12 protein-coding genes are annotated in these 12,600 nt (G+C 43.7%); 6 read left to right on the top strand and 6 right to left on the bottom strand.

Annotated features, from left to right (window positions below):
• Nucleotides 1-71: 71 nt before the first annotated feature.
• Genes ACU6U9_RS07530 through ACU6U9_RS07520 form a run of 3 tightly spaced genes read left to right on the top strand, consistent with a single transcriptional unit; the run spans nt 72 to nt 2,772 of the window.
• Nucleotides 72-617 carry a carboxymuconolactone decarboxylase family protein gene (locus ACU6U9_RS07530; protein WP_446734419.1) on the top strand — a complete coding sequence of 182 codons (546 nt, stop codon included), beginning with the start codon at nt 72-74 and terminating at the stop codon, nt 615-617.
• Between the two features lie 23 nt (nt 618-640).
• The gene (locus ACU6U9_RS07525; protein ID WP_446734418.1) at nt 641-2,251 is read left to right on the top strand and encodes a 2Fe-2S iron-sulfur cluster-binding protein; all 1,611 of its coding nucleotides are present in this window, start codon (nt 641-643) and stop codon (nt 2,249-2,251) included.
• Nucleotides 2,252-2,283: 32 nt separating this feature from the next.
• Nucleotides 2,284-2,772, top strand: coding sequence for a nuclear transport factor 2 family protein (locus ACU6U9_RS07520; RefSeq protein WP_446734417.1), 489 nt, complete (start codon nt 2,284-2,286; stop codon nt 2,770-2,772).
• 148 nt (nt 2,773-2,920) lie between these two features.
• Here ACU6U9_RS07520 and ACU6U9_RS07515 read toward each other — a convergent pair whose 3' ends face one another.
• The 6 genes from ACU6U9_RS07515 to ACU6U9_RS07490 all read right to left on the bottom strand — a co-directional run bounded on the left by ACU6U9_RS07515 (nt 2,921) and on the right by ACU6U9_RS07490 (nt 10,474).
• Nucleotides 2,921-3,214, bottom strand: a complete 294-nt coding sequence (locus tag ACU6U9_RS07515; RefSeq protein WP_446734416.1) for a cysteine-rich CWC family protein — start codon at nt 3,212-3,214, stop codon at nt 2,921-2,923.
• Nucleotides 3,183-3,968, bottom strand: a complete 786-nt coding sequence (locus ACU6U9_RS07510) for a putative signal transducing protein (protein ID WP_446734415.1) — start codon at nt 3,966-3,968, stop codon at nt 3,183-3,185. Before ACU6U9_RS07510 ends, ACU6U9_RS07515 begins: the two co-directional genes overlap by 32 nt.
• 143 nt (nt 3,969-4,111) lie before the next feature.
• Complete coding sequence (gene parC, locus ACU6U9_RS07505) at nt 4,112-6,361, bottom strand: DNA topoisomerase IV subunit A (protein ID WP_446734414.1); 2,250 nt, start codon at nt 6,359-6,361, stop codon at nt 4,112-4,114.
• 93 nt (nt 6,362-6,454) lie between these two features.
• Nucleotides 6,455-8,344, bottom strand: coding sequence for a DNA topoisomerase IV subunit B (gene parE / locus ACU6U9_RS07500; protein ID WP_446734413.1), 1,890 nt, complete (start codon nt 8,342-8,344; stop codon nt 6,455-6,457).
• A gap of 33 nt (nt 8,345-8,377) precedes the next feature.
• On the bottom strand, nt 8,378-8,980 hold the full coding sequence (locus ACU6U9_RS07495; RefSeq protein WP_446734412.1) for a YqiA/YcfP family alpha/beta fold hydrolase: 603 nt from the start codon (nt 8,978-8,980) through the stop codon (nt 8,378-8,380).
• A 192-nt stretch (nt 8,981-9,172) separates the two neighbouring features.
• A complete protein-coding gene (locus ACU6U9_RS07490; RefSeq protein WP_446734411.1) occupies nt 9,173-10,474 on the bottom strand; it encodes a TolC family outer membrane protein in 1,302 nt (433 codons plus the stop codon).
• 142 nt (nt 10,475-10,616) lie between these two features.
• Between ACU6U9_RS07490 and ACU6U9_RS07485 the strand changes: the two genes are divergently transcribed.
• From ACU6U9_RS07485 to cpdA, 3 genes are all read left to right on the top strand, one after another.
• Complete coding sequence (locus ACU6U9_RS07485) at nt 10,617-11,222, top strand: NUDIX domain-containing protein (RefSeq protein ID WP_446734410.1); 606 nt, start codon at nt 10,617-10,619, stop codon at nt 11,220-11,222.
• Between the two features lie 20 nt (nt 11,223-11,242).
• Nucleotides 11,243-11,725, top strand: coding sequence for a DUF1249 domain-containing protein (locus tag ACU6U9_RS07480; RefSeq protein ID WP_446734409.1), 483 nt, complete (start codon nt 11,243-11,245; stop codon nt 11,723-11,725).
• Nucleotides 11,726-11,794: 69 nt separating this feature from the next.
• A complete protein-coding gene (gene cpdA, locus ACU6U9_RS07475) occupies nt 11,795-12,577 on the top strand; it encodes a 3',5'-cyclic-AMP phosphodiesterase (RefSeq protein ID WP_446734408.1) in 783 nt (260 codons plus the stop codon).
• Nucleotides 12,578-12,600 lie beyond the last annotated feature (23 nt).

Here is a 12,600-nt window from a genome sequence, read left to right as displayed (position 1 = left end):
TTAGTAGGCAAACTGCTTTCCATGGTGATTACACCCACCACCACTTCACTTAAATAAACAAAGGAAAGAACATGAGCCGTATTAACCTTGTCACCAACGAACAAGCAAACGAAGAACAAGCTGCACTTTACGACGCCATTCAGGGTCAGATCGGCATGGTGCCAAACTTTTTAAAAATCTTTGCCAACTCTCCTGCTGCACTGCGTGCATTTCTGGGTTTACACGGTATTGCCGGCGAGGGCAGCTTGGACCCACAAACTCGTGAACGCATTGCATTGGGTTTGGCAGAACAAAACGCCTGTGAATATTGCGTATCCGCTCACAGTGCCATTGGCCGTAAAGCCGGTTTATCAACAGCCGAAATTGAAGCCAACCGCGCTGGTGGCAGCCAGGATGCAAAAGCCGCCGTGGCCGTTAAATTTGCCCGTTCTCTGGCCGAACATAATGGCGAAGTCACCACAGCTGAATTACTAGAGGTTCGAAATGCTGGATATGACGATGGCCAAATCGTTGAAATCATCACTCACGTGGGAATGAATGTATTAACCAATATTTTAGGCAAAGCCAGTCGAGTTGAAATTGATTTCCCAAAAGTCAGTTTACAAAACGCCAATTAATTTTGATCACTTAGGCGAGTGGCTTGAATCAAGCCCTCACCGCTTCTGTGGGAGGCTCCACCATGGCCCATAAATACGCACAAATTGCTTTTACCGACACCGTAAGGGCAATTCAAACCCAGCACAACAGTCGATCCGGTTATGCCATCATGGATGAAGGTGATGACCACAATTATTTATTATCGGACTATGAAGCCGAATTCCTTGCCCAGCGCGATAGCTTTTACATGGCCAGTGTCAATGAAAATAACTGGCCCTATTTGCAACACCGCGGCGGCCCAAAAGGATTCATGAAAGTCATTAATGCTAGCACCATTGGCTTCGCCGACTTCAGCGGTAATCGCCAATATGTCAGTACAGGCAACTTTAAAACAAATGATCGTGTTGCGTTATTTTTTATGGATTACCCAAATCGCCGTCGATTAAAAATGTTTGGTCGCGTCACACAAGTCCACGACCAAGACTGGGACATGCTCGCTAAACTAGAAATAGATGGTTATCGAGCCACCGTTGAACGTGGCTTCTTAATCACAATTGAAGGGTTTGATTGGAATTGCCCACAACACATCACACCTCGCTTTACAGAAGAAGATGTAGAAAAAGTCATTGCGCCTATTCTAAAAGAAAATGAAACATTAAAAACAAACACCATACAATCGAAAATGCCTGAACTCGGCACTGGCTCACTGCGTTTAGTGGTAACCGGTATCCGTCAGCTTACACCCAATGTGCGAGCCTACGAATTACGTAATGAAAGTGGATTATCATTACCCAGTTTTCAAGCTGGAGCGCATTTAAAAATTCCTGTTCAACTTAGTAGCGGCAATACAATCCATCGTCATTACTCTATTTGTTCGAACCCAAAGCGCACAGATATATATGAAATTGCAGTGCAAAAAGAGGCAAACGGTCAAGGCGGATCCAATGCTATTCATGCAAACATTCAGCTGGGACAAGTACTGCTATGTGATGAGCCCACTAATTATTTCAAACTCCATAACGATCATCGTCCAGCTATTTTAATAGCAGGTGGCATAGGCATCACCCCCATTAAGGCCATGGCGCAAGCACTGCAATGTCGCCAAGTATCATTCCATTTGCACTACGCTGGACGCAGCTTAGCGGACATGCCGTTTCAAGATCGATTAAAGCGAGCATTATCAGGACAAATATCATTTTATAGCCAAGAGACCAATGCGCGCATGGATATTGCAAACATTCTTAAGCAAGCGCCAGAGGATGCATGGATTTATGTGTGTGGTCCAAACCGATTACTGGAAGATGTAATCCAACAAGCCAACATATTCGGCCTAGATGCAGATCGAATCGTATATGAACGATTCAGCCAGCAATCCTCAGTACTAGCAAAACCCATTAGTGTAACGTTTGCTAAATCAAACAAGACCGTGATCGTCAGTGAACATCAGAGCATCTTGGATGCCGCAATAGATGCTGGTATTGACGCATTACACAGCTGTAAAACTGGGCAATGTAAAACCTGTGCTGTGACTGTACTTAATGGAAAAGCCAAACATCATGACAACTGTTTAACAGATCAAGATAGAAACACACAAAATCTAATGTGTCCTTGTGTCTCACGCAGCACAACAGATGCTATCACATTAGATTTATGAAACATTTTTCAAGACCAAAAAAAGGCAACCCCATGAATTTTGATTTAAATTTTGAAGACATTCGTAACCCACTTCCTGCATTTACACAAACAAGCGCCATCGAAAAAGTCCGCATAGCTGAAGATGCTTGGAATAATAAAAATCCTAAAAAAATTGCCACGGCTTATAGTTTAGATAGCCAATGGCGTAACCGCGATCAATTCGTCAAAGGCCGAGATGAAATCATTCAATTCTTAAGTGGTAAATGGAATAAAGAATTAGAGTATCGTTTAATCAAAGAATTATGGGCTTATGAAGGCAACCGAATTGCTGTGCGCTATGCGTATGAGTGGCATGATAAAAACGGTAATTGGTTCCGCAGCCACGGCAATGAAAACTGGGCGTTTAATGAAAAAGGGTTAATGACCGAGCGTCATGCCAGTATTAACGACGAGGCTATTTTAGAAAGTGAACGTAAATTTCATTGGCCATTAGGCGTAAGGCCTGCTGATCATGCAGGTTTAAGTGAAATGGGGCTATAACTTTTACCGAGCATGACCATTAATTTTGGTCGCTCGCCACAAACGAGACAAGCAAAAATCCAAACCTCACTTATCGCGAGCAAGCTCGACTCCTACAGTAACCATCATCGTAGGAGATTGCTTGCAGGCGACCTAAAAAGAACGAAGCTCACTCTGGCGTATATTTTTTCACACCAATATTAGTGTTGTCATCAACAATGTTTTTTAAATAATCCCTCGTACATTGTTGGCAAATACATGCCTTGTCTTTTTTATTCTCTGGCACTTGGTCTAATAAAGCTTTTGGAAATTGAATACTAGGATCACGACACCAACAAGACTCTTTTTTATTTTCCGAATTCAAATTTACGCAACGGTTTTGTTGTTGACATAAAGGGCAAACATCAGGATAAATATTGGATTCAGTCATTTTATTTTTTAATTGTCTCAATAATCTGTTCATACTCATCATATCGATGCATTGTGTCTAACACGCCATCATCGTTACTATCAAAATGGGATTCATACAGTTTAAACGCGTTAAATTTTTGTATCAGTCGTATGGCTTTTGTCTCAGGGGTTAATAATTGAGTGATGGCGCCTCCGCCATTTAAATACTGGGTTTGAACATCTTTAAAGCCATCACCTGTTGTGTCTGATTTCATACTTATAACATTACCGAACTCATAATCCATCGTCGTTTCAAACGTACCATTAAAATCATCATCCGAGACTGACGTCTTAAGCTTACCAAAACGATCATATGTAATAATTAAATCCATCTCCCCGTCAAAGTTTCGGTCAACCTTAGCTTCTCTAAGATACCCATTCACATACGTCCAAAATTCATCTAGGTTTCCATCTTTATTATTATCGGCTCCATCAAATTCAGGAGTCACATCATAATAATAAAAGGTACAAGCTACCCCTATTAGAAAACCAATTACCATCATTAACAATGAATTTTTTCTTTTTGTTACTATTTTTATGTTTTCTTTAATCTCTGGCTGCTTTGCATCCCATTGTTCGATGATGCTTAATGCTTCTTCATAATCGGCATCTTCAACCATTACGCGTACAATGCCTGACATTTGAATTTCACCCACACCGCCTTGTAAGTGTTCACCATCCACACGGCCCGTTAAACCCGATTGCTCTAGCAAATTAAGAATCATATGGGCTTCTATTGAATTTTGAGCTTCATATAATCGTTTCATAAAACATCCTTTTTCTTTTTACTATTTTTATACTTACAAATAAAAACCCAAGCTGTTACCAACTTGGGTTTGTAGGGTGGGCACTGTCCACCATCAACTGTTTGCGCCGGGCGGTGCCCGACCTACAGTTGGCTTTCTACTTATTATTCATCATCTTTGCGTATCACCTCTATACTGGTGACGTTTTGGAAGCCACGTGGCAACTTATTACCACGACGTCCACGTTCACCTTGATAATGTTCAAGATCGGCAAACTTCATTTTTACATGGCGCTTACCGGCATTCACAATCAACATGTCACCTTGTTTCATCAGTGATAAGCCGATCAAATTTTCAGTGCCGCCTGTGCCAAGATTAATAATCTTATTGCCTTTACCTTTTGACATAATCGGTAAATCTGCCGCAGGGAACGTTAACAATCGACCTTCGTTACTCACCGCCACTACCCAATCATTGGCCAAGTCTTGTACCTTGGTTGGCTGATGAAGTGTTCTGTCGGCAGGTTTATTCAACAAGGCTTTACCGGCTTTGTTTTTCGACTGCATTTCATCAAAGGTGGTGATAAAACCATAACCAGCTTCACTGGCAATTAGGTATTGGTCTTTGTTTTGCCCCACTAACATGGCGCTTAAATTCGCCCCAGCTGGCAATGTCACCGAACCCGTTACAGGCTCCCCATAACCTCGTGCACCTGGTAGGCCATGAATATTGATACTGTAGCTACGCCCTGTACTGTCGATAAACACCGCTTGTTGATTGGTCTTGGCATTGGCTTGGCTTAAGAATTTATCGCCTGATTTATACGCGAGTGTATTGCCATCGATATCGTGACCTTTCGCCGCACGAATCCAACCTTTTTCTGATAACACAACCGTCACTGGGTCAGCGCCCATTAGGTCTGTTTCAGATAATGCTTGTGCTTCTTTACGGGTTACCATTGGGCTGCGACGTTCGTCGCCATAGCTTTCGGCGTCTTGGGTGATTTCTTTTTTCACTAGGGTTTTCATGCGACGCTCACTACCTAGGGTTTTTTCTAGGTTTTCACGTTCTTTTTGTAGCTCGTCTTGCTCGCCACGAATCCGCATTTCTTCTAGCTTAGCTAAGTGACGTAATTTTAATTCTAAAATGGCTTCAGCTTGAATATCAGATAAACCAAAACGTTTGATAAATTCTTGTTTTGGTTCTTCTTCATGACGAATAATCTCGATCACTTCGTCAATGTTTAAAAACGCGACCAACAAACCATCTAAAATATGCAAACGAGCCAATACTTTTTCTAAACGATGCTCTAAACGACGGCGAACGGTGTTGGTTCGATACACTAACCACTCACCGATAATGTCACTTAAACTTTTTACTTTTGGCAGGCCATCGATACCGATCATATTCATATTAATGCGGTAGCTTTTTTCTAGGTCTGTAGTGGCAAATAAATGATTCATTAATTGCACAATATCCACTCGGTTTGATTTAGGCACGATAACCAGTCGAGTTGGATTTTCGTGATCAGACTCATCACGTAAATCCGCTACCATTGGTAGCTTTTTCTTATTCATTTGATCCGCGATTTGCTCAAGTACTTTATTACCTGAACACTGGTGCGGTAATGCGGTAACCACGACATCGCCATCTTCCATTTCGTAAATAGCGCGCATTTTTACGCTGCCTTTACCGGTTTCGTACATACGCTGTATATCGGCTTTTGGCGTAATGATTTCAGCGTTGGTTGGAAAGTCAGGGCCTTGCACAAATTGAGTTAAGTCTTGCGTGGTGGCTTTTGGATTATCCAACATGTGAATACATGCATTAGCCACTTCACGTAAGTTATGCGGCGGCACGTCGGTGGCCATACCCACGGCAATACCGGTAGTGCCGTTTAATAATATATTCGGTAAACGTGCGGGTAAGGTTATTGGCTCTTGTAAACTGCCATCAAAATTTGGCTGCCAATCAACTGTACCTTGACCCAGCTCACCCAGTAATACATCTGCGTATTTGGTTAACTTACTTTCGGTATAACGCATTGCTGCAAATGATTTAGGGTCATCTGCACTACCCCAGTTGCCTTGTCCATCCACCAGCGGGTAACGATATGAAAACGGCTGCGCCATTAATACCATGGCTTCGTAACAAGCACTGTCTCCGTGAGGGTGAAACTTACCTAACACGTCACCGACGGTACGGGCAGATTTTTTATATTTTGCACCGGCTTTTAAGCCAAGTTCGCTCATGGCGTAGGTAATACGACGCTGTACAGGTTTTAAGCCATCACCAATGTGTGGCAAAGCACGGTCCATGATGACGTACATGGAATAGTTTAGGTATGCGCCTTCGGTATAATCTTTTAAGGTTTGACGTTCAATACCGTCTTCACCAATTATTATTTCACTCATTCTTTTTATCTCTCCTAGCTCAATACGCTAAGGTTTTATAATTCTTGTGTCAGGCAATACCTAACCTACAAAACAGATTGGATCTAGCGCCGCTTATAACTCGACAAGATTGCCTTTCGATTCAAGCCAAGTCTTACGATCGCTTGCACGTTTTTTCGATAACAGCATATCCATCATTTCATCTGTGCCGTCTTCAGCGTCTAGCGACAAGCGCACCAAGCGACGTGTATCTGGGTCCATGGTGGTTTCGCGCAATTGCAGTGGGTTCATTTCACCCAAACCTTTAAATCGCTGCACGCCAATTTTGCCTTTTTTCTTTTCAGCTTTAATACGATCAAGCACACCTTCACGTTCGGCTTCGTCTAATGCGTAATAAACATCTTTACCCACATCAATTCGATACAATGGCGGCATTGCCACATACACATGACCTTGCTCAACCATAGGCCTAAAATGTTTTACAAATAATGCACATAACAAGGTGGCGATGTGAAGACCATCGCTATCGGCATCCGCTAAGATGCACACTTTACCGTATCGTAAGTTCGTCATATCCGCTTCACCGGGGTCGACACCCAAGGCGACGGAAATGTCATGAATTTCTTGGCTGGCCAGTACTTCGCCTGAATCGACTTCCCAACTGTTTAGGATTTTACCGCGCAAAGGCATGATGGCTTGGAACTCTCGGCTACGGGCTTGTTTTGCAGAACCGCCAGCGGAGTCCCCTTCCACTAAAAATATTTCAGAATACTTAGGGTCATTAGTCGAGCAATCCGCCAGCTTGCCCGGCAGTGCAGGGCCTTGGGTGATTTTTTTACGCACCACTTTTTTTGCGCTGCGCATTCTGCGTTGTGCATTGCTGATGACCATTTCGGCAAGGGCCGCACCCATGGTCGCGTGTTCGTTTAGCCACAAACTAAAGCTGTCTTTCACAACGCCCGATACAAACGCGGCCGCTTCACGGCTGGATAAACGCTCTTTGGTTTGACCCGAAAATTGAGGGTCGGCCATTTTTGTACTCAATACATATGAAACTTTATCCCACACGTCATCGGGTGCGAGTTTCACACCGCGTGGTAATAAACTGCGGAATTCACAGAACTCACGTAACGCTTCTAACAAACCTGTACGCAGACCGTTTACATGCGTGCCACCTTGCGCAGTGGGAATTAAGTTCACATAGCTTTCCATGAGCTGCTCGCCACCTTCAGGTAGCCATTGCACGGCCCAGTCCACGGCTTCTTTTTCACCGGCCATGGAGCCCACAAAGGGTTCCGGCGGTAATACTTCATAGCCATTGGTGGCGTCGGTTAAGTAATCAACCAAACCGTCTTCGTAATGCCATTCGCTGTTATCTTCGTTATTGCCGTGATTAATAAACTCAATACGCAAACCTGGGCATAACACCGCTTTAGCACGCAGCACGTGTTTTAGGCGGGTAACCGAAAACTTATAACTATCGAAGTATTTAGGGTCGGCTAAAAAACGTACCGTGGTGCCGGTGTCTTTTTTCTTTTTAGTTTCACCGATTTTTTCAAGCTCTAACGCTTTGTAACCATCTTTAAATGCGATGCGGTGTATTTCACCATTGCGACGAATGGTCACTTCTAACGCTTGGGATAATGCGTTTACAACCGATACACCCACACCGTGTAAACCACCACTGAACTGGTAGTTGTCATTGCTGAATTTACCACCGGCATGCAGCTTGGTTAAGATTAATTCAACACCACTGACGCCGTGCTCTGGGTGAATGTCGGTTGGCATACCACGGCCGTTATCGGTCACCGCTAACGATTGGTCTGCAAATAATTCGATTTTTATGTGATTACAGTGGCCCGCCAATGCTTCATCCACCGAGTTATCGATGACTTCTTGAGCAAGATGGTTAGGGCGAGTGGTTTCGGTGTACATGCCCGGGCGTTTACGCACTGGGTCAAGACCACTTAATACCTCTATGGATTGCGCAGTATAGTTACTCATACTTATCTAATGCTCTTATGTATCTGTGCCGGCCTAGTAAGGCTGGGTGGCAAAATTTAATATACTGGGTAAACGTTTGGCGTAATCGTCATAACTGTGATTACCGCCATGTTCTATGATGCTGGGGCTGGCTTGATATTTTTTAACCGCCTCCATGGCATCGAGTGTTTCGTCATGGGTTTTCACTAACAATAGATGATGTTCAGGATGCTGTAGTGGCATCACATCTATGTCTTTAAGCTCTTGTATGTAACTGGGTGTGACGATAAATTTTTCGCCATTGTACAGATTTTCATTCTCCCCTAAATAGTCCTGTAATAACTCGTACGGGCGCACAGCTGGATTAATTAAAGCCGCTCGGCCGCCAAATCGTTCAATTAGGTAGCTCGCATAATAGCCGCCAAGGCTTGAACCTATGACCAAACAGTTATCCACACCCACTTCATCGATGAGCTGTTCATATAAGAATTGAGCTTCATCAATGGCTGTCGCAGGCTCTGGGGATAACTGCGGAACATGTAGATTTTGCGCCACATCATACTCGGCAAAAAAGCGCACCGTTTGCTGAGCTTTCACTGAGCTGGGGCCGCTTTTAAAACCGTGTAAGTATAGGCAACGCAAGGATTCTGGGATCATTGGGCTTATAGTTCTTATTTAGATAATCGCGCTAGCATACTAGTAGCGAATGCAAATCTGCAAGTGAGCAATGGCGAAGGCACTAACCTAATGTGTTAAAACACAACGCTATTAGCGTTTATTCGCCCTATTTAAAGTCATAAAAAAACCCGCCTAGGCGGGTTGTACATAATGCTGCTTTAGGTATTAAGATTAACGCTGTAACCAGCCATTAAGCTCATCAATATCAGCAACCGATAATTCACCCGCTGCCTGACGAAATTTCAATAGATCAATCACATAATCATAACGTGCATAAGCATAATCACGTTGCGCACTGAATACTGAAAGCTGTGCTTGTAGTACTTCAACAATGTTACGTGTACCCACTTCATAACCCGTTTGAGTTGCTTCCATGGCACTACGTGCTGATCTGGTCGCTTGCTTGCGCGCTGTAATACGAGCAACGTCGGCTTCAAGCTGACGATATAAAGAACGGATATTCAACGTAGCTGAACGTTGTGCAGCTTCATAACTTTTCTCAGCCGCTTGGCGCTGATAATAAGCCTGCTTCTGACCAGCCCAAGTCGCACCACCAGCAAAGATTGGCATGCTTACATTGACACCAACGTAAGTCGACGTCACTTCTTCGTCATTAGCACTCAGGCTCGATTCATCATCGCTGACTTGATAACGACCAACCAAATTAACAGTCGGTAAATGGCCAGAGATTTTAGACTTATGGTTACCCACAGCTGACAATTGGGTTTTCTCTGCAATTAACACATCAAGGTTTTGCCCCAGTGCTTTTTGCTCCCAATACGTACGGTCAGCTGGCACTGGGCCAATCAAAGGAATCGTTTCTTTCAATGGATTGATACGGTCATAACGTTCACCTGTTAGCAATGCAAGTGATTCATAGGCAATGTCTAACTGACTTTCTGCAACAATCAGCTCAACGGTCGCGCCATCATAAATAGCCTGCGCTTCATGCACTTCGGTGATGGCTATTAAACCAACCTTAAAACGTTGCTGTGTTTGTTCTAGCTGACGTTTAACCGCCGCCTCTTGTGCTTTAGAGGACGCTAAACCTGCATTCGCACGCAGAACATTGAAATACGCCTCACTTATGCGCACCACTAAACTTTGTTCTGCTTTACGACGTTCAATCACAGAACTGTCGGTCGCTGCACTAGCCGAGCTATAGCTGTACCAGCCTGATGGCGCGATCAAAGGCTGCGTGGCTTGTAATGCATATACCGTTTTATCGTATTCTTGTTTTGGGTTGTCACCCACTTCGATCTCTGTCGTACCAATATCGGCTTCGAATGTTACCGTTGGTAGAAAGGCCTGACGAGCTAAGCCTAAACTTTGACCATTTGCATCAGAAGACGCTATTTCAGCGGCCAGTTGCGGGTCATTGGCAAGCGCCTGCTCAAAAACATTTTTAAGATCGGCTGCCTGTGATGTTACTGTGGCGCCTATGGTGAAAAGGGCTAACGCCAATTTTTTCATGGTTGCTTCCTGTAGAAGAACTAAAGTTGCACGGATTCTAACCACTTAATGGCCATCTTGGAACCATACATTAGAAAGACCTAATACAACATATTGTTGCAAAATCAGATATAAAGCCTGAGTTAAGTTTTAAATTGTCACTATGATAAAGCCAACGTACCAACAAAACGACATAAAAATTCATAAAAAAGAAACCTGTTATCAGGGTTTCTTTCGTATGAGTAAGATTACATTGCAGCATAAAATGTTCAATGGCCAGTGGGGGCCGGTTATTTCCCGTGAATTATTTCAACGAGGTGAAGCCGCAGCTGTCTTATTGTATGACCCTAATCTCGACATTGTGGTTCTGACCGAGCAAATTCGAATTGGTGCCCTAAATTACGAACACCCTTGGCAATTTGAAATTGTGGCGGGAATGATTGAAGAAGGCCTCTCACCAGAAGCCGTTGCCACTAAAGAAGCCAAAGAGGAAAGCGGCGCAGACATAGAGCACCTTGTCCCTATCAGCCGTTATTTATCAAGCTCTGGTGGCTGCGATGAAGTATTGCATGTGTTTATGGCGGAGGTAGATAGCCAAGCCATTGAGGGCATACATGGTGTGGCAGACGAATCCGAAGACATTAAAATAACCAAGATCTCAAGCTCTGAGGCCTTTAGCGCGGTAAACTCAGGTATTATTAGCAATGCCGCCACCATTATTGCGCTACAGTGGTTAGAGCTTAGATTACTTAAACAGGCCCAGTCATAAACCATGGGACACCATTAAACATGGCCAAGCACTATGTGCCCGACCTCACCAATTTTGCCAAGGTATGTGAAAATAATTACATGCGCTTGCTCACTTTGCTGCCCGAAATGGACAAAGGCACAGGTCGTGAATTCACCGTGACTGGCGGTATAGGTCATCGCACCAGTATTCGCTTTACTATCACGGAACAGTTCCCATACACCTTAACCATTGCCATTGAACAAATAAGTGAGCTACATGATTTCTTGCAGCCTCCCCATATGGAAGTCCGCCTGTACCATGATGTAAACATGGCTGAAGTTGTGGTATTTGATCACCACCATCGCTTTAATGGGGTATACCACTATCCAAACCCTCAAATGCGTCAGCCGGATGAAAAGCATCAAATTAATCAGTTTTTAGCGGATTGGTTAGAGCATTGCTTGCGTCATGGTGAAGCGGACATCGAACTAAATTTCCACCCAAAGCCGTTAAAATGTGACTCCGACACTGGAAGTGACTAAGCTATTAACATTATAGTGCTATGAATTCATGTTGTTAGCGCCTACGGATGGGTATGGACCTTACTAGTCATGCAAAAATTTATACAAATCACTGACTGCCATCTGTTTGCAACAGAGGAAGGCAAACTCCTCGGCATGGATACTCAAGCTAGTCTTCAGGCTGTCATGGATAAAATCCACTGCGAACAAGATAACTATGATTTTTATTTATGCACAGGCGATTTAAGCCAAGACGGCAGTGTTGAGTCCTACCAACATTTAAAAAATCTGTTAGCCCAAGATAAAAAAGAACAATTCTGGATCCCTGGTAATCACGACTATCGTACCAATATGCTACAGGTGGTCAGCGAGCAACACGAAATGTTGCCCGTGATTAAAAAAGGGAAGTGGCAGTTAATTTTATTAGATAGCCAAGTCCCTGGCAGTGTGTTCGGCAACCTTGCTCAGAGCCAGCTCGATTTACTTGAAAACGCCTTGCAAGCCGATTCAACCAGTCACACGCTTATCACCATGCATCACCATCCAAAACCTATGGGATGTAAATGGTTAGATACTCAGCAAATTCGAAACAGCCAAGCCTTCTTAGATATCATCGCTAAATACGACAACGTTCGTGTGGTGTTGTGGGGTCATGTTCATCAAGACAGCGACAACATGGTAGACGACGTGCGCTTCATTTCGACACCTTCGACTTGCGTACAGTTTACGCCAGAATCCAATGATTTTGATGTCGACAAAGAAGGGCCTGGCTACCGCTGGATAGAGCTAAACGATGACGGCACCATAGAAACCGCCGTATCCCGTGTTGAAGGCATCGACTTTAAAATTGATTACACAACCAAAGGGTATTGATCAAAAATACCTGAGTAAAACAA

It is taken from the genome of Pseudomonas sp. HK3 (assembly GCF_052920985.1).
This window is presented reverse-complemented; position numbering and strand designations above follow the sequence as displayed.

Coding starts and splice junctions, on each gene's coding strand:
- ACU6U9_RS07480 (WP_446734409.1), top strand. CDS start 11,243: ATGGCCAAGCACTATGTGCCCGACCTCACCAATTTTGCCAAGGTATGT.
- ACU6U9_RS07495 (WP_446734412.1), bottom strand. CDS start 8,980: ATGATCCCAGAATCCTTGCGTTGCCTATACTTACACGGTTTTAAAAGC.
- ACU6U9_RS07510 (WP_446734415.1), bottom strand. CDS start 3,968: ATGAAACGATTATATGAAGCTCAAAATTCAATAGAAGCCCATATGATT.
- ACU6U9_RS07520 (WP_446734417.1), top strand. CDS start 2,284: ATGAATTTTGATTTAAATTTTGAAGACATTCGTAACCCACTTCCTGCA.
- ACU6U9_RS07515 (WP_446734416.1), bottom strand. CDS start 3,214: ATGAACAGATTATTGAGACAATTAAAAAATAAAATGACTGAATCCAAT.
- ACU6U9_RS07485 (WP_446734410.1), top strand. CDS start 10,617: ATGATAAAGCCAACGTACCAACAAAACGACATAAAAATTCATAAAAAA.
- ACU6U9_RS07490 (WP_446734411.1), bottom strand. CDS start 10,474: ATGAAAAAATTGGCGTTAGCCCTTTTCACCATAGGCGCCACAGTAACA.
- parE (WP_446734413.1), bottom strand. CDS start 8,344: ATGAGTAACTATACTGCGCAATCCATAGAGGTATTAAGTGGTCTTGAC.
- cpdA (WP_446734408.1), top strand. CDS start 11,795: ATGCAAAAATTTATACAAATCACTGACTGCCATCTGTTTGCAACAGAG.
- ACU6U9_RS07530 (WP_446734419.1), top strand. CDS start 72: ATGAGCCGTATTAACCTTGTCACCAACGAACAAGCAAACGAAGAACAA.
- parC (WP_446734414.1), bottom strand. CDS start 6,361: ATGAGTGAAATAATAATTGGTGAAGACGGTATTGAACGTCAAACCTTA.